13 protein-coding genes and 1 pseudogene are annotated in these 21,455 nt (G+C 72.6%); 9 read left to right on the top strand and 5 right to left on the bottom strand.

What is annotated here, in order from left to right; translation table 11 throughout:
• Positions 1-32: 32 nt before the first annotated feature.
• A complete protein-coding gene (locus ABD350_RS12250) occupies positions 33-4,310 on the bottom strand; it encodes a HAMP domain-containing protein (protein WP_344347967.1) in 4,278 nt (1,425 codons plus the stop codon).
• A 422-nt stretch (positions 4,311-4,732) separates the two neighbouring features.
• Here ABD350_RS12250 and ABD350_RS12245 point away from each other — a divergent pair, with 422 nt between their 5' ends.
• Entirely contained in the window at positions 4,733-5,380 is a 648-nt protein-coding gene (locus ABD350_RS12245) for a phosphodiesterase (RefSeq protein WP_344347966.1), read from the top strand.
• A gap of 179 nt (positions 5,381-5,559) precedes the next feature.
• Here the strand turns inward: ABD350_RS12245 and ABD350_RS12240 are convergent, their stop codons facing one another.
• Positions 5,560-6,480: a Rieske (2Fe-2S) protein gene (locus tag ABD350_RS12240; RefSeq protein ID WP_382466623.1), complete on the bottom strand. Its 921-nt coding sequence runs from the start codon at positions 6,478-6,480 to the stop codon at positions 5,560-5,562.
• 153 nt (positions 6,481-6,633) lie between these two features.
• On the bottom strand, positions 6,634-8,160 hold the full coding sequence (locus ABD350_RS12235; RefSeq protein WP_344347965.1) for a glycosyl hydrolase family 18 protein: 1,527 nt from the start codon (positions 8,158-8,160) through the stop codon (positions 6,634-6,636).
• 298 nt (positions 8,161-8,458) lie between these two features.
• Here ABD350_RS12235 and ABD350_RS12230 point away from each other — a divergent pair, with 298 nt between their 5' ends.
• Both ABD350_RS12230 and ABD350_RS12225 read left to right on the top strand, forming a co-directional pair.
• Positions 8,459-8,881 carry a DUF6003 family protein gene (locus ABD350_RS12230; protein WP_344347964.1) on the top strand — a complete coding sequence of 141 codons (423 nt, stop codon included), beginning with the start codon at positions 8,459-8,461 and terminating at the stop codon, positions 8,879-8,881.
• Positions 8,882-9,149: 268 nt separating this feature from the next.
• Positions 9,150-10,311, top strand: a pseudogene (locus ABD350_RS12225) (PP2C family protein-serine/threonine phosphatase).
• On the opposite strand, the gene ABD350_RS12220 reads toward ABD350_RS12225, so the two are convergent.
• Positions 10,227-11,825, bottom strand: coding sequence for an FAD-binding oxidoreductase (locus ABD350_RS12220; RefSeq protein ID WP_344347963.1), 1,599 nt, complete (start codon positions 11,823-11,825; stop codon positions 10,227-10,229). The pseudogene ABD350_RS12225 and the gene ABD350_RS12220 overlap by 85 nt on opposite strands.
• 333 nt (positions 11,826-12,158) lie before the next feature.
• Between ABD350_RS12220 and ABD350_RS12215 the strand changes: the two genes are divergently transcribed.
• Positions 12,159-13,838: an Ig-like domain repeat protein gene (locus tag ABD350_RS12215; protein ID WP_344347962.1), complete on the top strand. Its 1,680-nt coding sequence runs from the start codon at positions 12,159-12,161 to the stop codon at positions 13,836-13,838.
• A 93-nt stretch (positions 13,839-13,931) separates the two neighbouring features.
• Here ABD350_RS12215 and ABD350_RS12210 read toward each other — a convergent pair whose 3' ends face one another.
• Entirely contained in the window at positions 13,932-14,579 is a 648-nt protein-coding gene (locus tag ABD350_RS12210; RefSeq protein WP_344347961.1) for a TetR/AcrR family transcriptional regulator, read from the bottom strand.
• Positions 14,580-14,763: 184 nt separating this feature from the next.
• Here ABD350_RS12210 and ABD350_RS12205 point away from each other — a divergent pair, with 184 nt between their 5' ends.
• From ABD350_RS12205 to ABD350_RS12185, 5 genes are all read left to right on the top strand, one after another.
• On the top strand, positions 14,764-16,164 hold the full coding sequence (locus ABD350_RS12205) for an MFS transporter (protein WP_344347960.1): 1,401 nt from the start codon (positions 14,764-14,766) through the stop codon (positions 16,162-16,164).
• Between the two features lie 12 nt (positions 16,165-16,176).
• Positions 16,177-17,409 (top strand): FAD-dependent monooxygenase, encoded by a 1,233-nt coding sequence (locus ABD350_RS12200; RefSeq protein WP_344347959.1) that lies wholly within the window; start codon positions 16,177-16,179, stop codon positions 17,407-17,409.
• Positions 17,410-17,538: 129 nt separating this feature from the next.
• Positions 17,539-18,306: an ATP nucleotide 3'-pyrophosphokinase gene (locus ABD350_RS12195; RefSeq protein WP_344347958.1), complete on the top strand. Its 768-nt coding sequence runs from the start codon at positions 17,539-17,541 to the stop codon at positions 18,304-18,306.
• A gap of 567 nt (positions 18,307-18,873) precedes the next feature.
• Positions 18,874-20,109, top strand: coding sequence for a PucR family transcriptional regulator (locus tag ABD350_RS12190; protein ID WP_344347957.1), 1,236 nt, complete (start codon positions 18,874-18,876; stop codon positions 20,107-20,109).
• Positions 20,110-20,580: 471 nt separating this feature from the next.
• On the top strand, positions 20,581-21,372 hold the full coding sequence (locus ABD350_RS12185) for an ABC transporter ATP-binding protein (RefSeq protein WP_344347956.1): 792 nt from the start codon (positions 20,581-20,583) through the stop codon (positions 21,370-21,372).
• Positions 21,373-21,455: the final 83 nt, after the last annotated feature.

The raw sequence follows: 21,455 nt of genomic DNA, 5'->3' as shown, positions 1-21,455 counted from the left end.
GGGTGCTCCTCGGCGGAAGCGCGCTCGCGCGTTCACGCGGACAGCCAGCGCCTGACACAGGCGATGAGGTCGTGGGTGTCGACGGGCTTGGTGACGTAGTCGCTCGCGCCCGAGGCCAGGGACTTCTCCCGGTCGCCGGGCATCGCCTTGGCGGTGACGGCGATGATCGGCAGGTCGGCGTACTGCGGCAGCTTGCGGATCTCGGCGGTGGCCGTGTAGCCGTCCATCTCCGGCATCATCACGTCCATCAGCACCATCGCGATGTCGGGATTGCCGAGCAGCGTGTCGATGCCCTTGCGCCCGTTCTCCGCGTGCAGGACCCGGAAGCCGTACATCTCCAGGATCCCGCTCAGCGCGAACAGGTTGCGCGCGTCGTCGTCGACGACCAGGACCGTACGGCCCCGGAAGCTGTCGTCGACCGGCGGGGCGAGGTCCTGCGGGTCCTCGGCCCGGACCAGCGACAGCACGTCCCCGGGCTCCTCGGCCGACAGGTGCAGGGCGATGCGCTCGCGCAGCTCGTCCAGGCTGGACAGGAACTCCAGCGCCCCGTCGTCCCGGTGCGAACGCAGCGCCTCGTCCCGGGCGGCCTCCGGCCGGCGGCCGCTGTGGACGAGCACCGGTACGCCCGCCAGCCCGGAGTCGCCCTGCAGGGCCCGCAGGAACCGGCCCGCCTCCCCGTCGGGCATGTCCAGGTCCAGTACGACGCAGTGGCACGGCTCGGCGGCCAGCGCGCCCGCCGCCTCCTGCGCCCCCACGGCGGTGATGACCTCCACCGCGGGCAGCGGGGAGCCGTCGTCCGGGCTGTGCCGGGCCACTTCCGCGACCACGCTCTCGGCGACCAGGGTCAGCAGCCCGCGCGGCCGCTCCTCCACCACGAGCAGCCGGCGCGGTCGCTGCCGGGCAGGGGAGGCCTGCGGTACGGCGGCGTCCTGGGCGGCCGTGACGGCCGGATGCGGCTCGGCCGGTTCCCTCGGCGCGAGCCGGCCGCTGCCGAGCAACTGCTCGAAGTCCGGGCGGGCCACCGGCAGGTACAGCGTGAAGGTGCTGCCCCGGCCGGGCGTGCTGTCCACCGCGACGGCGCCGCCGAGCAGATGCGCGATCTCCCGGGTGATGGACAGACCGAGGCCGGTCCCGCCGTACTTGCGGCTCGTCGTGCCGTCCGCCTGCTGGAACGCCCCGAAGATCGTCTCCAGGTGCTGCTCGGGGATGCCGATGCCGGTGTCCCGTACCCGGAACGCCACGACGGCACCGCCCCGCACCACACCGGCCGGGACCTCCCCGTCCGCCGCCGGCTCGATGGCCAGCTCGACGCGGCCCTGCTCGGTGAACTTCACCGCGTTGGAGAGCAGGTTGCGCAGGATCTGCCGCAGCCGGGAGTCGTCGGTGAGCAGGTCGGCGGGCGCGCCCGCCGCGGTGTTGACGGCGAACTCCAGTCCCTTCTGGGACGTCATCGGCCGGAACGTGGCCTCCACGTAGTCGATCAGCTGGCGCAGCGGCACCCGCTCGGGGGTGACGTCCATCTTGCCGGCCTCGACCTTCGACAGGTCGAGGATGTCGTTGATCAGCTGGAGCAGGTCGCTGCCCGCCGAGTGGATGATCCCGGCGTACTCGACCTGCTTCGGGGTCAGGTTGCGCGACGGGTTCTGGGCCAGCAACTGGGCCAGGATCAGCAGGCTGTTGAGCGGGGTGCGCAGCTCGTGGCTCATGTTGGCCAGGAACTCCGACTTGTACTTCGAGGCCAGCGACAACTGCTGGGCGCGGGCCTCCAGTTCCTGCCGGGCCTGCTCGATCTGCAGGTTCTTCGCCTCGATGTCACGGTTCTGCGACGCGAGCAGGGTCGCCTTCTCCTCCAGCTCGGCGTTGGAGCGCTGCAACTCGTCCTGCTGGGACTGCAACTCGGCCGAACGGGCCTGCAGCTCGGCGGTCAGCCGCTGCGACTCCTCCAGCAGCTCGTCGGTGCGGGCGTTCGCCACGATCGTGTTGAGGTTCACGCCGAGCGTCTCGCGCAACTGTTCCAGGAAGTCCCGGTGGATCGAGGTGAAGGAGGTGACCGACGCCAGCTCGATGACACCGAGGACCTGGTCCTCGAACAGGATCGGCAGCAGGATCAGCGCGGTGGGGACCGTCTGGCCGAGCCCGGACGAGATGGTGACGTAGTTCGGCGGCAGCTCGTCGACGGTGATGGTACGACGGCTGCGGGCCGCCTGGCCGACCAGCGAGCACCCGACGGGGAAGCGGGCGGGCCGCTGGTCGTCGTCGGGTCTGCCGTACGAGCCGACCAGCCGCAGCTCGGGGCCGCGGTCGCCGTCTTCGGAGAGGTAGAAGGCGCCGTACTGGGCCGCCACCAGCGGCGTCAGCTCCTCCATGATCAGCTCGGCCACCACCGGAAGCTCCCGGTGGCCCTGCATCAGGCCGGAGATGCGCGCCAGGTTGGTCTTGAGCCAGTCCTGCTCCTGGTTGGCCCGTGTGGTCTCGCGCAGCGACTCCACCATGGAGTTGATGTTGTCCTTGAGCTCGGCGACCTCACCGGAGGCTTCCACCGTGATCGAGCGGGTCAGGTCCCCCTCGGCCACGGCGCTGGCGACCGCGCCGATCGCCCGTACCTGACGGGTCAGGTTGCCGGCCAGCTCGTTGACGTTCTCCGTGAGACGCTTCCAGGTGCCCGAGACGCCCTCCACCTCGGCCTGGCCGCCGAGGCGCCCCTCGGTGCCCACCTCGCGGGCGACGCGGGTGACCTCGTCGGCGAACGCGGAGAGCTGGTCCACCATCGTGTTGATGGTCGTCTTCAGCTCCAGGATCTCGCCCCGCGCGTCCACGTCGATCTTCTTCGACAGGTCACCCCGGGCCACCGCGGTCGTCACCAGCGCGATGTTGCGCACCTGGCCGGTCAGGTTGTTGGCCATGGAGTTGACGTTGTCGGTGAGGTCCTTCCAGGTGCCCGCCACGTTCGGCACATGGGCCTGGCCGCCGAGGCGTCCTTCGGTGCCGACCTCGCGGGCGACGCGGGTGACCTCGTCGGCGAACGCGGAGAGCGTGTCGACCATCGTGTTGATGACGTCCGCCAGCGCGGCGACCTCGCCCTTGGCCTCGACCGTGATCTTGCGGGACAGGTCGCCGCGGGCCACGGCGGTGGCGACCTGGGCGATGGAGCGCACCTGACCGGTCAGGTTCGACGCCATCACGTTCACGTTGTCGGTGAGGGCCTTCCACGTCCCCGACACACCCTTGACGTCGGCCTGGCCGCCGAGGCGTCCTTCGGTGCCGACTTCGCGGGCGACGCGGGTGACTTCGTCGGCGAACGCGGAGAGCTGGTCCACCATGGTGTTGATGGTGTTCTTGAGCTCCAGGATCTCGCCGCGGGCGTCGACGGTGATCTTCTGTGAGAGGTCGCCCTTGGCCACCGCGGTCGCCACCTGGGCGACGTTGCGGACCTGGCTGGTGAGGTTCCCGGCCATGAAGTTGACCGAGTCGGTCAGATCCCGCCACGTGCCCTTGACACCCTTGACGTCGGCCTGGCCGCCGAGGCGTCCTTCGGTGCCGACTTCGCGGGCGACGCGGGTGACTTCGTCGGCGAACGCGGAGAGCTGGTCCACCATGGTGTTGATGGTGTTCTTCAGTTCCAGGATCTCGCCGCGGGCGTCGACGGTGATCTTCTGTGAGAGGTCGCCCTTGGCCACCGCCGTCGTCACCTGGGCGACGTTGCGGACCTGGCTGGTGAGGTTCCCGGCCATGAAGTTGACCGAGTCGGTCAGATCCCGCCACACACCGGCGACCCCCGGCACCTTCGCCTGCCCGCCGAGACGTCCTTCGGTGCCGACCTCGCGGGCGACGCGGGTGACCTCGTCGGCGAACGCGGAGAGCTGGTCCACCATCGTGTTGACGGTGTTCTTCAGCTGGAGGATCTCGCCGCGCGCGGGCACGTCGATCTTCTGCGACAGGTCGCCCTTGGCCACCGCCGTGGCCACCTGGGCGATGTCACGGACCTGCGTGGTGAGGTTCCCGGCCATCGCGTTGACCGAGTCGGTCAGGTCGGCCCAGGTCCCGGAGACCCCGGGCACCTCCGCCTGCCCGCCGAGCGTGCCCTCGGTGCCCACCTCCCGGGCCACCCGGGTGACCTCGGAGGTGAACACGGACAACTGGTCGACCATGCCGTTGAACACGGTCGCGATGTCACCCATGACACCGTGGGCGTCCTCTGGCAGGCGCGTCCCGAAGTCACCGTCCCGCACGGCTGTCAGGCCCGCCAGAAGCTGCCGCAGCTCCTGGTTGCCCGGCGCGGCGTCGACCGACTCGGACTTGTCGCTGGTCATGCGCAACCTCGTCCCGCTCCCCAAGGGCCCTCGGCGGTGAGGACCCGAACACCCCGGCGGCCCGTTAGGGCCCTAACGCTGTACATTTCCGCACTTCACGGATCTGCGTGATGAGAAAATACGCCGCAGGCTAACCCGCTCGGCCCCCGCCGCACAAAACCTCCCCTCCCGGTGCACCCGCGACACGCCGCCGCCCGGCGTTCACGGCGAATCACCCGGACGGGGGTGCCCGGAGTCACACGTGAGGCGAGCCGGTCCGGGGGTACCCGGTGGGCCGTGCAGAGGAGGGCCGCCGAGGGCGGGCCCGGCGGACAGCGACCACGAGGACAGGGCTGACCATGCTGAGGGGTGCGCGGACTCGGCCGGTCCGCGAGCCGGCGACTTCACGGCCGGTCCGCGGGGTCGAGACGGCTTTCCGGCTGTTGGCTCGCCTGCGCGGGGCTCCCGCCCTGCATCCGCACGGGCTGCTGTGCGCGGGCGAAGTGGAGGTGCCGGACGGCGGTGAGCGCTGGGGCGCGCCGTGGCTGGACGGGCCGGGCCGGTTCGCCGCGACCGTGCGGCTGTCCCGGGCGGCCGGGCTGCCCCGGCGCCTGCCGGACGCGCTGGGGCTGGCCGTACGGGTGGACCGGGCCGACGGCCCCGGCCAGGTCCTCGACCTGCTGCTGACGAGCAGTGGCCGGGGCCGAGTGGCCCGGCATCTGCCGCTGCTCCGCGCCGACGCGCTGGGCGGGCCGTACTCCAGCCTCCTGCCCTACCGGGTGGGCGGCCGCTCCTGTGCCCTGGCCGCCTTTCCCCGTCGGTCCGGGCGGGCCCCGGTGCACGGCGACCCGGTGAGCCTGGCACGGGCGCTCGCCGCCGGACCGCTCGTCTTCGACCTGTGCGCCGAGGGACCCGGCCGTTCCTGGCGAACGTTCGCCGTGCTCACCGTACGCTCCGCTCTGCCGGCAGGGCCGAAGGAGAGCGCGGGCTTCGACATCTACGAGCATGATGCCCGCGGATTCACCCCCGGCCCCGCGCTCGCCGCCGTCCGCCGGGCGGCATATCGGGGGTCTAGGTCCGGCCGCTGCTGAGAGGGAGGGGGGGCGCCGCCGACGCCGCAGGGCCGTGACGCGGACACCGTGCCGCCGTGGCGCCGGGGCCTCGATGGCGTTCCCCAGCGTTTCGGCGCCCCGCGTTGCGTCGATGCCGGGCGCCGGTCCGCCTGGCCCCCGCTGTACTTGCTGTGCTGGCCTGGCCCTTGCCGTGATGGTCAGCCGGCCACCGGGCCCGGTTCGTTCTCCGTCTCGTCCGGATCCCGCAGGCGCACCTCAAGGTGGCCGTCGACGACGCGTGTGTCGAAGACGGGCTGGGGAGAGGTGGCCGGGCCCTGTACGTTCCACCCGTCCGCGAGCCGGAAGACGCTGCCGTGCCAGGGGCACCGGACGCATCCGTCCTCAAGGGTGCCTTCGGACAGCGGCCCCGCGAGATGGCTGCACCGGTCGGCCAGCGCGCGGAAGGTCCCGTCGGCTTCGCGGACGACCAGGACCGGGACGTCGTCCACGCCGCGCCGTACCGCCCGGCCGGCCGGGAACTCGGCCACGGGCCCGATCCGGTGCCAGCCCTCCGAGACGACCTGGGGGACCTCTTCCGCGTGGTTGGCGCCGGCTGCCTGCCGGTAGGCGAGGTGGCCGCCCAGCGCGCCGCCGGCCGCCACCGCCGTCAGTCCCAGGAAGCCGAGGCCGCGGCCGGTCTTCGTACGGCCCTTGACCCGGTAGGCGAGCGAGGCGGCGTACAGTCCGACGGCCGCCGTGTTGGTCAGCGCGTGTACCAGGCCGACGCGCTGCTGGCGGCGATGCAGGTCCGCCCAGTCGACGGCTCCGGCCAGCGCGGCCGGGGCGGCGGCGGCGAGCCCGACGGCGATCAGCGAGCCCGCCTCCCGTGCGCGGCCGGGCCACAGGTCCAGCACCGCGGCCGACAGCCAGCTGCCCACCGGCACCTGTACCAGCAGCGGGTGCGCCGGGTGGCCCAGCCACCTGCCGTGCAGCAGGTCCCGGGCGCCGCGCAGCGGCAGGGCGCGCACGCCCCGGCCGAGCGCGTCGATCACCGCGTCCCCGTACGGCTGCCGTTCCAGACTGTCCAGGAGCCGCGGGACCAGGTCCCGCCGCATCCGGCGAGGTGGTGTTGTCGTCATGAGTCGCTGGGTCCCCAGTCGCGCATACGGCAAACGGGCCGTCCGGGCCGGCGGTGACCGCCTCGGACGCCCCGCCGGTCCACCCGTGTCCCGGTCCGCCGGGTGACCGGCCCCTCACCGGGGGCCGTCGTCACCGGGCGGTACCGGAACGGTTCAGCAGGCGCCGAGGTCCTGCCAGACACCCCACTGGCCGGTGGTGCCGGGCTCCTCGCCCGTCGTCCACCACTTGGCCTTCCAGGTGTGGCCCTTGTACGAGACCTGCTGGCCGCCGGTGTACACCGCGTCCTTGGCCCACGGGGCGGCCGTGCACTGGTTGCCGGAGCCGCCGGTGACGGTCAGGGAGTAGGCCGCCGAGTGGCTGCCCGAGGCGCCCGCGCCGGTCACGGTGACCGTGTACGTGCCCGATGCCGCGGCCGAGGTGGTGGCCAGGGTGAGCGTGGAGGAGCCGCCCGCGGTGACCGAGGCGGGGCTGAGGGAGGCGGTGACGCCCGCCGGGGCCCCGCTGACGCTCAGCTTCACGTCCTGGGCGTCGCCCTTCGTCACGGCCGTCCTCACCGTGGCCGTGGCGGACTGTCCGGCCGTCACCGACCCGGAGGCCGGGCTGAGCGCCACGGAGAAGTCGTCGGCCGGGTCGGGGACGCCGCCGCTGGTGAACGGCGCGAAGATGCGCGTGAAGTCCCACGTGTTCTGTTCGATGCCCGAGCAGTTGTCCGCGGCACCCCCGCCCGGGCAGCTGCCGTTGTCCCGCTGCAACGCCCAGAAGGAGAGGGTGTTGATGCCCTTGGCTACCGCCCAGTCGTACACCGTGCGGGCGTTGGCCAGGGTGAAGGTCTCCGCCTTGCCGAAGTCGTCGACGCCCGGCATCTCGGTGACGCCGACCATGTTCCACAGCTGGGCCGGGGTCTTGCCCGGATACAGCTCGGCGAGCAGGTCGTACAGGCCCTGGGCGGCGGTCTGGGTGTCCTTCGCCATGTCGTGGGGCTGGTTGTCGTAGTAGTCGAACGTCATGAGGTTCACGACGTCGACCCGGGTGCCGTTGCTCACCGCGTTGCGCAGCAGCGCCTCGCCGTTCTCGGCGGGGCCGCGCGTGGTGGTCGGCAGGGTGTAGGAGATCTCCACCTTGCGTCCGTTGGCGGCGGCCCAGTCCTGGACCAGCTTGACGGCCTTGTTGCGGCGGTCGATGCCGGCGGCGTTGTCGAGCGAGTCCACCTCGATGTCCATGTCCAGCCGCGAGATGTCGTAGGTGGTGATGACCTTCTCGTACGCGGCGGCGATCTGCCGGACGTCGGTGCAGCTGTCGGCGATCTCGGTGCCGGTGGTGTCGGCCGTGTACCCCCCGAACGAGGGGATGACGTCGCCTCCGGCCGCCTGGATCGTCTTGATGTCGGCGCCGAAGGTCGAGGCGGCGACCGGCATGCTCGTGTCGCCGTTCCAGTACGGCGTGCAGGAGCCCTTGGCGGCTGTCTGGAGGAACGCCATCGTCAGGTGCTTGGCGCCCGACTGGGCGGACAGGGCGGCGGGGCTCTCGCCGGTCCAGGCCTCGAAGTAGGGGGCGAAGACGTGGTTCGGCAGGGGCGTCGCGGCTTCGGCGGTGCCGGTTCCCGTGAGGGCGAGGCCCACCGCGGCCGCCGTGGTGGCGGCTGCGGTGAGGGCCGCGCGGAAGGAACGCACGAGTCTCATGTCAGTCCCGGTGTGTGGAGGGGTGGCCGATGGCCTTGCGCGGGGAGGGAGTTGCCGACTACTGGGATAGCGCCCCCACGGAGGCGGGTCAATGGTCTGGACCAAAAAGGGACTAGACCAATCTGGCGAGCGGGGGCGCCCCGCCGCAGTACAGGACACCCGGCGGCGGACTGGACCAGGTTCGAACGTCCGACCAGGTCCGTACGTCCGACCAGGTCCGCGCCGGGATGAGCATGCGCGGCGAACGCGGGTACAAGGGGTGCCGTGCCGACAAGTCTTCCGACGGGAGGAGCAGACGATGACCGACGACGCCTATCTCGTGCTGCAGTCCGATTCGATGGCCGCGCTCGGCGTGCCGCTCGCGGCTGTCGGTGACCTGGCCTGTCTGGAGACACCGGCGGTACGGGCCTGGCTGCAGGCCCAGGGAGTCACCGAAACCTCCGCGGACCTGCGGCTGGTGCCGCCGGAGGAGACCGCGGCCATCCCCGAGGACGCCGAGCGGCTGCCCGTGCCCCTCGGTGCGGAGGAGCTGAGCCGGCTGCGCCACCACACCGCCCCGCCGGACCTGGCGCGGCTGGAGGAGGAACTGCTGGGCTACCGCTCCTGCACCGACGGCCGTGACGCCCTGCTCGCCCGTGCCCTGGCGGCCGGTGTGCCGGCGCACCGCGTCGCGGAACTCACCGGCGAGGACCTGACGACGGTCGAAGCGGCCGCCCGCTGAGGACCGCGCCGGCACGGGCACCGGTATCGACCGGCACCGGTATCGGCACCGGCTTCCGGCTTCCGGCGCCGGGGGCGTATCCGGTCGCGGTAACGGACCGCTGATCGGGTGCGCAGGGCGGCAGGACGCCTGCTTCTCCCCACCGCCGGGCTGTTGCGCCTTCCGGGAGCCGGTGCCGGTCTGGTGCGTGTCGGTCCTGGCAGGGCCCGGGGCCCATCCGGGAGGGTCCGCGGGGAAAGCGGGGTGGCGGGATCGGGAGGCGCCTGCGGTGGGTGACAAGAGCCTGGGCCTGGACGAGGTGCTGCGGGCGGCGCAGGACTCGGCGCCGGTGGAGTCGGTGGACGTGATCGCCCGGAAACTGGAAGAGCGGTTCTCGGCGAGCGAGGTTTCGTTCTGGCTCGTGGACATGCTCGGGCAGGCAGCCGTGCGGCTGCCCCGAGCCGGCGCGGCCGGGCAGACGATCGGCCGGACGGAGAGACGCGAGCTGGCGGGCAGTCTTTACGACCGGGTGCTGCGTTCCCAGGAACCGCACCAGGAGCCGGCCGGAGAGGGCGGCCCCGGCTGGCCGCCCCGGTGACCAACCGCGGCGACTGCATCGGCGTGCTGGACCTGGTGGTGCCCCGAGTGGACGACGCGCTGTGTGAGGCGGTCGCGCAGGCCGCGCACGCGTTGGCGTACATCGTGGTGACCGACCGCCGCTTCACCGACCTCTACCACTGGGGGCGGCGCACCACCACGATGTCCCTGGCCGCGGAGATCCAGCACCAGCTGCTGCCCTCGGCGTCCTGCTGCGAGGCCGCGCAGTTCACCCTGGCCGGCGGCCTGGTCCCGGCCGACGACATCGGCGGCGACACCTACGACTACGCCCTCGACCAGGACGCCCTCTACCTGTCGATCACCGATGCCATGGGCCACGACACCGACTCCGCCCTGCTGGCGACGCTGACGGTGAACGCCCTGCGCGGCGCCCGCCGGGCCGGGGCCGGTGTCCTCGACCAGGCGTACGCCGCTCACAAGGCGATCAGCCGTCACAACCGTGGCATGACCACCGGGCAACTGCTGCGTGTCCAGCTGGGCACCCCTGGCCCCTGCGGCTACGCGACGGCCGTGCGGAGGAAGTCGTCATCAGGGTGAACATGCCGTTCGGGGTCCCGGCCCCGGTCACCTACGAGGTGCAGCGGCTCCGTCCGGAGCCTGGCGACCGCCTCGTCCTGATCACCGACGGCATGCACGAACGCGCGGCAGCCGCGGTCGACCTGCTCTCCCTCGTCGTCGCCACCCGTGACGAGCATCCCCGCGAGATGGTCCCGCCTGATCCGTCCGGGCCGGCCGGGGCCCGGCTGCCTCACGCGGGCGGACGGACGGACAGCGCGTGGCGGAACTCCTCGCGCGGATCCCAGCGGGCCTTGACGCGCTGCAGACGCGCGTAGTGCTCCTTGTAGTACAGCGCGTGCCACGGCGTCCCGGAGGTGTTCAGCGCCGGGTCGGCGAGGTCGGCGTCCGGGTAGTTGATGAACGAGCCGTCACTGACCGTGCCGGGTACGGGCACGCCGCCGGTGTCGGCGTACACCGCGCGGTAGAGGTCGCGTACCCACCCCAGGGCGGCCCCCTCGTTCTCCGGGCCCCGCCAGCTGGTGAGGTAGATCGCCTTGAGGACGGAGTCCCGCTGTGCCACGGCCGTCTCGCCGGGCGCCACCGCGTTGACCTGCCCTCCATAGGAGACCAGCCACACCGAGCCGTCGGCTTCGCCGCCCGCCTCGCCCGACAGGTGTTCGTACACCACGTCCGTCTGCCGGTCCGTGAAGCGCCGCCGCAGATAGGCGGCCTTGGCCTTGTAGTACGTCGGTTCGCTCTCCTGGACGGCCGCGGCCGCCTGGAGCCACGGCCGGCTCGCCGTGGTCCGCGTCGGCCGGGCCCGTACCCCGGCCCCGACCGCGGACACGTAGTCGTCGACCAGTCGCCGCGCCCCGGCGCCGGTGGAATCGACCTGGCCCACCAGGTCGACCGTGCCGAACCGGCGGTTGTTGAGCATCAGCACGCCGAACAGCCCCGCGTAAGGAGAGCCGGGCGCGCTGTTGCGCTCGTACCAGCCGCCGTGGTTGGTCACCAGGCGGTTGAACGACTGCCGGTCGAGGTCCCGCCAGGACCAGGAGGCGCTGAAGGAGAGCACGGACTCCGGCGCGCGCGGCAGCAGCAGCGAAGGGTCGGAGCCCTTCGCGCCGGGGGAGCGGAACCAGTAGCGGGTGACGACGCCGAAGTTGCCGCCGCCGCCCCCGGTGTGCCCCCACCACAGGTCGCGGTGCGGGTCGCCGGGCTCCCGCGTGGCCACCACGGTGCTCGCCCTGCCCCGCTCGTCCACGACCACGACCTCCACGGCGTACAAGTGGTCCACGGACAGGCCGTACCGGCGTGACAGAGCACCGTAGCCGCCGCCCAGGACGTGACCGCCGATCCCGACCTCCGCCGTGGCGCCCGCCGGGACGGTCACGCCCCAGCCGAGGAACAGCCGCCGGTAGACCTCACCGAGCAGGGCACCCGGCTCCACCGCGAAAGCCCGCCGCCGTGCGTCGTAGGAGACGGAGGACATGGGGGAGAGGTCGACGAGCGCCTTGACGGACGGATCGTCGACGAAGTTCTCGAAGCAGTGCCCGCCGCTGCGCACCGCGATGCGCCGTCCCTCGTCCACCGCTTGCTGCACCGCGTCGACGACCTCCCGGGACGAGGACGCCATCCGTACGTAGTCGGGGGTGCCCACGAAACGCGCGTTGCTGCCCCGCCGGGTCAGCGACGCGTACCGCGGGTCGCCGGGGCCGACCGTCACCGCGCCCGGCACACCGGTGCGCGCCGCGTCCGCCGTCGCGGTACCCGGTAAGCCCAGTACCGAGGCCGCTCCTCCGAGCGCGGCCGCTCCCGCGAGGACGCCACGCCGTGTCACTTCTGCCATGCCCTGCTCCTACGATCGCCGGTGCCGGTACCGTCACCGGACGGCTGATGTCCGATGACCAGAACCATGATCGACGGCGTGGCGGTGCCGGACATCGTGCCTGATGACCAACCGGCCCTCCGCCTTTGGAGTACGGCATCCCCTCCTCCGGGAGGTTGCGCCGTGACCGGGCCCGGTCGGGCGCGCCCCCTTGCCCAGTCGATCTTCACACCTGTTTCATGACGTTCACAGGCGTCTCACCGACACCGGTGAGGTGCTCGACTCGGCCTGTGGGGGGCACAGTTGGATACAGCACAGCGACCCAGACGTCTCGCGGCGGCACTTCTCACCGTCATGCTGACCGGGACCGGACTGACCGTCGCCGCCGCGCCCGCGGCCCACGCGGCGGCCTCCGAGGCCGTGGCCAAGCTGCCGATCTCGTCGTACTCGGGCCTGGCCGTCGACTCGGTGCACCAGCGCGTCTACATCGCCGACCAGCGCGACACCAACTCCGACGGCACGGTACTGGTCTACGATTTCCAGGGCCGGAAACTCGCCACGCTCCAGCACCAGTACGCGGTCTCGGGCGTGGCGCTCAGCGAGGATTCCGCGACGCTGTACGTGGGCGAACGCGGGCGCGTCGTCACCTACGACACCGGCACGTTCCAGCAGAACGGCGCGTACGGCGCCACGTACGACACCTGCGGCCGGCAACTCGTCTTCGCCGGGAGCAGGGTGTGGAGCACCAGCGCCTACGTCTATCAGGACTACCAGTGCGCCACGGCCTCCACAGCCCTGAACATGCTCGCCGACGGCACGGTCAACTCGACCGGCTGGAACGACGTCGGCCGGCTCCAGCTGGCGCCCGGGGCGCGCGGGCAGAACCGTCTCCTCATGGGCCAGCCCAAGGAGAGCGGTGCGGCGAACCCGTTCCTCGCCTCGTTCGACGTCGGCGGCGCCAACCCGCTGCGGGACGCCTCCCGCCGGTTCGCGGACGGCGAGGGCAAGGGCGCCCTCGACCTGAAGGACATGGCGGCGAGCGCGGACGGCACCAGGGTGGCCGTGGCCGACGCCGCCGCCGGCACCCGGCTGCTGAACTCCGGCGATCTGTCGGACGCGTCCGGCCAGTACCAGGCGCTGCCCGCCGGCGCGACGTCCACCGCGGTCGCCTTCAGCGGCGACGGAACGTACATCGCCCGGGGCGCCCAGGCCGCCGGCAGCACACCGGACCTGCTGGTGCAGAGCGCCGACCCCGCCGACGGCACCCCGCCGCTGGAGTTCGTCTTCGCGGGCAGTCTCGACGGGAACAGCGTCGCTCCGCGGGGCCTGGCCTGGTCCCAGGACGGCTCCCGGCTCTTCGCGGTCACCCGGGGCGGCAGCGGCTACGAGTACTGGCTGCACGTCATCCAGCCTCCGGCCGTCCAGTACGACACCCGTTTCGCCGGCGACCTCACCCACAGCCCCTCCGGAGCCGTCGCGGGTGAGCCGCTGTCGGTGCGTGGCCGGCTGGAGTGGGACGGGCCCGTGCCCGCCCAGCCGCTGAAGGTGACCGCCGTGCGCGAGGACGCGAACGGCACCCATCAGCTCGGCACGGCGACCGTCAAGGAGGACGGCACCTTCACCGTGCTGGACGAGCCCGACCTGGTCGGTGAGGCCACGTACAGGGTGTCGTTCCTCGGCGACCTGACCCACCGTCCCGCCACCGATGTCACCCACACCGTGACGGTCGGCAAGGCACCGGCCTCGATCACGCTGGCCGGGCCGGAAGAGGCCACCATGAGCGGGGGCGTCCACCTCACCGGGACGTTCACCGCACAGGGCAAGGCCCTGCCCGAGCGGGCCACGCTCACCGTCAAGCGCACGGACCGGCTCGGCACCGGCACCCTGTCGTCGGTGACCGTAGCCGCCGACGGCACCTTCACCATCGACGACCTGCCGCGCGCCCGGCGCGAGGTGACCTACACCGTGAGCTGGCCGGGCGACGGCCTGCACACGAGCGCGACGGCGTCGGCCACGGTGCACGTCAGGCGCTGAGTCCGCCGACAGCGCACTCCCTGGGGCGTTCCGGAAGAGAAGGGGGAGGAAACGGGGCCTGGCGGCGCACTGTTCTTTCGTGCTGCCCCAGGCCTACACGGTCCGGTACGCCCGGAGAAAGGTCCGCACTCCCTCGACGATGAGCGGCCGGACCCGGGTGTCCTCCGCGGCGTTCGCGGAACCGAGCCTGTCCAGCGCGACGCCGAAGGTCAGTGCGATGAACTGGTCGGCCGCGAGCCGGGGGTCGGGGACGTCGAGCAGCCCGGCCGCGGCGAAGGCGGCGAACCGCTCGGCGATCGCCTCCTCGGGGGTGTCGGCCATGGAGTTGTAGCCCTGATGCGGCAGGTGATCGGATTCCGCCCGGACCAGTCGTCGCAGCGTCGCGTACTCCGCCGAGCCGAGCATGTCGGTCGCGATGCGCATAGAGAACGCGACCAGGGCGTCCTCAAGGCCGGCGGCCTCGGTGTGGTCGTCGAGGGTGTCGTCGAGGGTGCGCCGGATCATGGAGATCATCGACTCGCCGATGGCGTCGACGACCGCTCGCAGCAGTGTCTGCTTGTCGCCGAAGTAGTCGTAGACCGTCCGCTTGGAGACCTTGGCCCGGGCGGCGACCGCGTCGACGCTGGTCCGGTCGAAGCCGTCGGCGAGGAACAGTTCCCGGGCCGCCGAGAGGATGGCGGCCCGTTTTCGCGCGGACCCCTCGCGCAGGGGCTTCGTGGTCGGCGTCTTCGTGGTCGGCATGGGCACATCGTATCCTTTCTACACTGCACGGTGTAGTGTAGTTCTCGGCGGAGGCCTCGGCCTGTCCACGAAGCGCCCGCGCCCCGCGTGAACCGGCCGCTGTTCCGCGCCGGTTCCGGCATGGCGGCAGGGCCGCGCGTACCACCGGCCCCTGCCCGCCCGGCAGTGACGGAAAGGAACGTCCATGACGGCGATTACGGTTCCCTCGGTCCGCATCGGGAAGGCCGCTGTCGGGGCCCTCGGCACGCTGGCGGTGGCCACCGGCGCCCTGGAGTCGGTGGTGACGCCGACGCTTCCCCTTCTGCAACGCGAGCTGGACATGAGCCCCGCCGAAGGCGCGTTGCTCAGCATCGTGCTCCTCATCACCGGCGCGCTCGTCACGCCGATCGCGGGCAGGTTAGGCGACCGCTACGGCGGGAAACGGGTCCTGGTCCGGCTGATGGCGGTAGTCTCGGCCGGTGGTCTGGTGTCCGCCCTGGCGCCGAACCTGCCGGTGCTGCTGATCGGTCAGGTGCTACAGGGGGCGATGGTGGGGGCACTGCCCCTGTCGTTCATCCTGGTGCGCGAACACCTCCCCGAGGAGGCGTCGAAGGTGGCCATCGGCGTGGTCGGCGGACTGTTCGTGGGGGGCGGGATGGCGGGCACGCTGTCGGCCGGACCCGTGGCGGAAGGACTGTCCCGGCACTGGATGTTCGCGCTGCCGACGATCGCGGTCATCGCGGCCACCATGCTGGTCAACGGGCTGATGCCGCACGATCGGCCGGTCCGGTCGGACCACGCCGGAGTCGACTGGCCCGGGCTGGTCCTCTTGAGCGGGACGCTGGGCACGCTCATGCTCGTCCTCGCGCTGGCGCCCGAGATCGGCGACCGGCCACTCGTGCTCGGCGCCCTCGTCGTGCTCCTGGCCGGCTTCGCGACCGGCTGGACGGCCGCCGAGCGCCGCTCGGCCTCGCCGATGGTCGACCTGCGCATGCTGGCGCGGCCCGCCGTGTGGAAGTCGTCCGTGCTGACGTTCGTGATCTGCGTCGGCACCTCGGTGGCGGTCTATCTCGTCCCGCAGCTGTTCGCGGTGCCTTCCGGGGCGTACGGATTCGGGGCCGGCGCCACCGAGATCGGCTTGTACCTGCTGCCCGGCGCCGTGGCCGCGTCGCTGGCCGGCCCGATCAGCGGGATCGGGGTGCGGCGTTTCGGCTCGCGTGCCGTGGTCACCGCCGGGGTCGTCGTCATGGCCGCCGCCCTGATCGCCCTGGCGGCCGCGCACAGCGAGGTCTGGCACCTCGTCATCGGCAAGATGATGATCGCGTTCGCCAACGGCCTGTGCGTCACGGCGATGGTGACCAGCACCGCCACATCCGTCGGCCGAGGTGACACCGGCATCGCCACCGGCCTGGTCCTGGTGACCCGTGTGATCGGCTTCGCCGTGGGGGCGCAGCTCGGTGGCGCGCTCCTCACCGCCGGGACCCCCTCCGGGTCGGATGTCCCCGCCGAATCGGCCTTCGTCACCGGTTTCGTCATAGCCGGCGCCGTCACGGCCCTGTCCCTGCCGGTCGCCCGGACGATGAGCAAAGAAGACGACCATGAGTGAAGGAGCCAAGGTATGAGCCAACGAACGAGCCACACCGGCCTGTCGAGGGACATCCGTACCCCTGTGAGGCGCAAGGTCCTGATATCCGGGGGCGGCATCGGGGGGCCCGCCCTCGCGTTCTGGCTGAACCGCCATGGATTCGCGGTCACGCTGGTCGAGAAGGCGAGCGCGCTTCGTGACGGTGGTTACCCCGTCGACGTGCGCGGCCCCGCACTTGAGGTCGTCCGCAGGATGGGAATCCTGCCGCGACTGCGGGACGCGCACGTCGACCTGCGCCGGCTGACCTTCCTCGACGGAGACGGCCGCGAAGTGGCCACGGTCGACCCGCACACCGTCACCGGCGGTGTCGCCGGACGGGACCTGGAGGTGCCGCGCGGGGATCTGACCGAGGCCCTTTACACGGCGGTCCGTGACGACGTGGAGTTCCTGTTCGACGACTCCATCGACACCCTCGACCAGACCGGCCACGGGGTCGACGTCACCTTCCGCGGAGGTGCCCGGCGTACGTTCGACATGGTGTTCGGTGCCGACGGCCTGCACTCACGCACCCGGGAGCTCCTGTTCGGCCCCGAAGAGCGGTTCCAGCGGTACCTCGGCTACTGCTTCGCCGTGTTCACCCTGCGCAACACCCTCGGGCTCTCCCACGAGGTCGTGATGTGGAACGTCCCCGGCAAGGCCGCGGCGCTCTACGCCGTGGGGGACGGCGACGAAGTGCACGCCTTCCTCAACTTCGCCCACCCGGAACCGCCGTTGGACGTGTTCCGGAATCCGCAGGCCCAACGGGACCTGGTGGCCGGGGTGTTCGCCGACGCGGGATGGGAGGTGCCGGGCATGCTCGCCGCCATGCGCGACGCGGACGACGTGTTCTTCGACGGGGTCAGCCAGATCCGTATGCCCCGCTGGTCCAGCGGCAGGGTCGCGCTGGTGGGCGACGCCGCGTACGCACCCTCGTTCCTCACCGGACAGGGCACCAGCCTCGCGCTCGTCGGCGCGTACATGCTCGCCGGTTCCCTGGCCGGCCGGGATCACGCCGCGGGCTTCGCCGCCTACGAACAGCACACCCGTGAGTTCGTGACCGTGAACCAGGAGCAGGTCGGCGAGGGCGAGGCCGCCCTCTTCCCCACCACGGCCCGGGCCTTGGAACAGCGCAACGACATGCTGCGCACTCTCGGGGCCACGCCCCCCGGGGAGGGACTGCCGGCCCACTCCGCCCTCACCCTGCCCGACTTCACGTCCCTCACGTGAGCTTCGGGGGCACGCGCGCCGAGGAGGCCGTCTGCTCCGGCCTTCCACCGGGCTGGGACAGTAACCGGCCGGGCGCCGGGCCGGTTGTGACTTGCGCAAGGTCATCTCAGCGACGCGAAGGCACAATCCATGACAACCAGCACGACCACCACCCCCACCCTCGGCCGGGGCCTGCTCACGGCGGCGCTCGCCACCGCGCTGGCCCTCGGTGCCGGGCCGGCGGCGGCCGCCCCCGGGGACCCCGGCGGCTGGAAGGGGGAGGGCGGGCTCACGCTGAACGCCGCCGACAACGCCAAGGTGGACACCTATGTCGACCGGACGAAGGAGGCCGAGCGGTCGATCACCGTGGACGTGCGCGCCGCCGCCCTCGTGTCGGGCGCGGAACTGGTCGGCTTCGAACACCGCCTGAAGTCGCCCGACTCCCTCAAGCGGAAGGTCGCCACCTCCCTCAAGGAACACCCCGGGCAGAACGTGGACACGGTCCTGGCCAGGCTGAGCGACGCCGTCCGCTACACCCTCCAGTGGCCGGACGGCGCCTACACCGACGGCGTCGCCGACGCGTCCGCCGTTCTGTCCGCCTGGGGCAACGACACCGTCAAGTGGTCCAACACCTGGGGCCGGAGCAGCGGTTACAAGGGCCTCAACACCGGCTGGCGCGCCCCGCGCTCCGGGCAGCTCTTCGAGATCCAGTTCCACACCCCCGCCAGCAAGCACGCCCAGGAGGTCACCCACCTGCTGTACGAGGAGCAGCGCCTGCCCTCCACCCCACCGGCCCGGAAGAAGGAGCTGCAGGCCCGGCAGGACGCCGCGTTCGCCGCCGTGCCCGTACCCCCGGGAGCCGACCGGCTCAGCCCGCCCGTCAGCCCGGTTGCCCCGCTTCCCGTCTCGGTCCGCTGACCTGACGGGTCCCGGCCGCTCCCCTGAGGAAACCGGTGGTGTGCCGGTCACTTCGGGGGCGCGGCCTTCGGCGAGGCCCTGAGAACCGGCGCCGCCCGCCCACGCGCCCAGGGCACGCCGCTCGCAGGTCCGGTGCCCTTCTGCCGTACGGCGTCCTCCGCGCCCACGGGAAACCGCGGCACCGACCGGCACGGCCGGAACCCGTCCGGGCCGTCGCCACGCACGGCGGACGCCGGCGGCTCCGGCGCGGACGGACCGCGGAACCCCTCGCCGGCCACCGCCCGTACGGCACCTCGCGCGCGGCACCGGCGGCGTACGAGTCCCGCAGCCCCGGCCGGACACCGGCAGACCCGCGCTACCCGGGCACGCACCGGGCTCTCGACGGTATGTGCCGCGTTCCCGAGCCGGGAAAAGACGATGCACAACCCTATTGACCGACCGGACGGTATGCCATTCTTCGGGGCAGGACCAGACGGGCGGCAGCCACCGCACGGACACAGCGGCCCGCCTGGGCCGCCGAGGAGTCCGCGCGCGCCGCCGCCGAGCCGACTCCGGGGGATGACCGCGATGCACCAAGCCCTGTGGACACCGACGGCGCTCCGTCCCGGCCCGACGGTCGTACCCCGGCCCAAGCCGCCACGGACGCGCTCACTCATCGACGCCGAGGCGGTCGGTGTGCTGCACCGGGCCGCCCGGGCCCTCCTGGAGGATCTGACAAGTCTCACCGACCGCCTGCTCATGGTGCTCCAGGACCGGGAACCGGCGTACCGGTCGGCGCTCCAGACGGACCCGCACAGCACGTGGCGGGAGGCACACCGCTCGCTGCGGCACAGCGTGTCCTCGCTGATCGACCCGCGTGGCACCTCGGACGCGGCCCGGCGCTGCTCCTGGAGGATCGGTGTCGCCCGCGCCGAACAGGGCCTGCCCCTGGAGGCGTTGCTGCACGCCTTCCGGCTCGGCGGGTCGATGGTGTGGCAGGGGCTGGTGGAGGAGACCGCCCGCACGGCACCCGAGGACGTCCGGCTGCTCGTGCACGTGGCGGCCGACGTGTGGAACTTCGTCGACGAACACTGCACCCTCGTGGCCGACGCCTACCGGCAGGTGGAGAGACAGATGACATGGCGGCGCGAGAACCGGGTCCGGCTGCTGGCCGCCGCGCTGCTGGACGGCACCAGCCGCATCGCCGACCTGCCCGAGGCGGCCGAGGCGCTCCAGCTTCCCGAACAGGGGCGGTACGTGGTGGTCGCGGTCGCCGGCGGGCGGCCCCCTCGACCGGCCGGTCCGCGCGCCCACTGGCACACCGGCGCCGACGTGGACTACGGCATCCTGCTCACCGAGGACGGCGAACTCCCCGACCCCGTGGTGCCGCCCGCGCCGGGCACCCGGGTCGGGGTGGGCAACGTGGTCCGCGGCCTCGCGGCGATCGGCGACGCCCGGGCCCAGGCCGACCTGGCGCTGAGCCTGTGTCCCGCCGAGGGCGGCACCGTCCGGCTGGCGGAGCAACTGCCCGCCGCGATGGTGGTGTCCGCGCCGGAACTCGCCGCGTCGCTCACCGAGCGGGTCCTCGGGCCGCTGGCCGGTCTCGAACCGGCCGACGCGGAGGTGCTGGTGGAGACCCTGGCCACCTGGCTGGCCTGCGACGGCTCGGCGCAGCGGGCCGGGGAACGCCTCTACTGCCATCGCAACACCGTCCTCAACCGGCTGCGCCGCTACGAACAGCTCACCGGGCGCTCGCTGGCCCGGCCGTCCGACGTGGTGGAGATCAGCCTCGCCCTCACCGCGCGCCGGCTCCCACGGCGCTGACCGCCGGCACGGGGCGCCCACGACGCCGTAGCCGAAGAGCCGTGGGCGGGATGCCCGCCGTCGCCCGTGCGCAGGGTCCCCGCCGTCGCCCGTCGCCGGGCCGTCCCGCACCGGTTCCTGCGGGCGGGGCGTGAGCGGTAGCCGCTGTCCGCCGCCAAGCCGTCCCCAGGCCCGGCCCCCGCCTGCCGCTGCCGGGCCGCGTCGCGGCACCTGCCCCAGGTCATCGCCTCACCCCGCTGGGCCCGCGCACAACCCCGTGCCGCCCGTACTGGGCCGACGCACTGTGCGGGGCGGGACGCCTGTACCGCTGTCCGCCGGATGTGCTGTCGTGTGTGCCCCACACCCCAGTGCCCCACACCCGCAGTGCCCCATACCTCCATGCCCCCGTGCCCGCATGCCCCCACACCCCCTACCCGCAGTGTCCTGCGTACCCAGCACCGTGCCGCACCGGCGCGGACCCGAGGAGCCGCGATGCCCGCACCACCCTTGGACGACGACCGGCCGGCTCTGACCGTGGAGCACCTTGACGTGACCTACGGACGTGCCGTGTCGGCCCTGCGCGACGTCACCCTGACCGTGCCGCCCGGCGAGGTGGTGGCCCTGCTCGGCGCCAACGGAGCCGGCAAGTCCACCCTGCTGCGCGCGGTGTCCGGCACCCTGCGCCTGCACCGGGGCGCCGTCACCGGCGGCCGTATCGCCTACGGGGGCACCGTCCTGGACGGACGCGACCCGGTCGCCGCGGTCCGCGCCGGTGTCGTGCAAGTACCCGAGGGAAGGCGGGTGTTCGCGAGTCTCACGGTCGACGAGAACCTGCGCAGCGGCGGCCTGGGTCTCGGCCGGCGCGCCCCGGCCCTGCGACGGCAGGCGAGGGAAGAGGTGTTCGCGCTCTTCCCCCGGCTGGCCGAACGCCGCCGGCAGGCGGCCGGGCTGCTCTCCGGCGGCGAGCAGCAGATGCTCGCCATGGGCCGCGCCCTGATGGCCGCGCCGCGCCTGCTCCTGCTCGACGAACCCTCCCTCGGACTCGCGCCGTTGATGGTCGAGCGGATCGTCGAGGTGATCCGGGAGATCAACACCAGGGGCACCGGTGTGCTGCTGGTCGAGCAGAACGCCGGAATGGCCCTGTCGCTGGCCGATCACGCCCATGTCCTCGACGTCGGCGAAGTACGGCTGTCCGGCCCGGCCGCCGAACTCGCCCGCACCGACGCGGTGCGCCGCCTCTACCTGGGCGAGGAACCCGACGCCCCCGGACGGGGGGCCGCGTGAGCAGCCCCCGGAACCCGCCGGTCGCCCAGGGCACCCCACCGCCCGCCCCCCGCACCTCGCCGGCCGCGCACGGCGCCCCGGCC

Source organism: Streptomyces nogalater (assembly GCF_039532885.1).
In the GTDB taxonomy this organism is placed as follows: domain Bacteria; phylum Actinomycetota; class Actinomycetes; order Streptomycetales; family Streptomycetaceae; genus Streptomyces; species Streptomyces nogalater.
Note: the sequence above shows the minus strand (reverse complement) of the source record. Positions and strands in the feature narration are given on the sequence as shown.

What these genes read in the sequence shown, in the direction of transcription:
- ABD350_RS12235 (WP_344347965.1), bottom strand. Translation starts at nt 8,160, where the DNA reads ATGAGACTCGTGCGTTCCTTCCGCGCGGCCCTCACCGCAGCCGCCACC.
- ABD350_RS12250 (WP_344347967.1), bottom strand. Translation starts at nt 4,310, where the DNA reads ATGACCAGCGACAAGTCCGAGTCGGTCGACGCCGCGCCGGGCAACCAG.
- ABD350_RS12220 (WP_344347963.1), bottom strand. Translation starts at nt 11,825, where the DNA reads ATGGCAGAAGTGACACGGCGTGGCGTCCTCGCGGGAGCGGCCGCGCTC.
- ABD350_RS12185 (WP_344347956.1), top strand. Translation starts at nt 20,581, where the DNA reads ATGCCCGCACCACCCTTGGACGACGACCGGCCGGCTCTGACCGTGGAG.
- ABD350_RS12205 (WP_344347960.1), top strand. Translation starts at nt 14,764, where the DNA reads ATGACGGCGATTACGGTTCCCTCGGTCCGCATCGGGAAGGCCGCTGTC.
- ABD350_RS12195 (WP_344347958.1), top strand. Translation starts at nt 17,539, where the DNA reads ATGACAACCAGCACGACCACCACCCCCACCCTCGGCCGGGGCCTGCTC.
- ABD350_RS12230 (WP_344347964.1), top strand. Translation starts at nt 8,459, where the DNA reads ATGACCGACGACGCCTATCTCGTGCTGCAGTCCGATTCGATGGCCGCG.
- ABD350_RS12210 (WP_344347961.1), bottom strand. Translation starts at nt 14,579, where the DNA reads ATGCCGACCACGAAGACGCCGACCACGAAGCCCCTGCGCGAGGGGTCC.
- ABD350_RS12190 (WP_344347957.1), top strand. Translation starts at nt 18,874, where the DNA reads ATGCACCAAGCCCTGTGGACACCGACGGCGCTCCGTCCCGGCCCGACG.
- ABD350_RS12215 (WP_344347962.1), top strand. Translation starts at nt 12,159, where the DNA reads ATGCTGACCGGGACCGGACTGACCGTCGCCGCCGCGCCCGCGGCCCAC.
- ABD350_RS12240 (WP_382466623.1), bottom strand. Translation starts at nt 6,480, where the DNA reads ATGACGACAACACCACCTCGCCGGATGCGGCGGGACCTGGTCCCGCGG.
- ABD350_RS12200 (WP_344347959.1), top strand. Translation starts at nt 16,177, where the DNA reads ATGAGCCAACGAACGAGCCACACCGGCCTGTCGAGGGACATCCGTACC.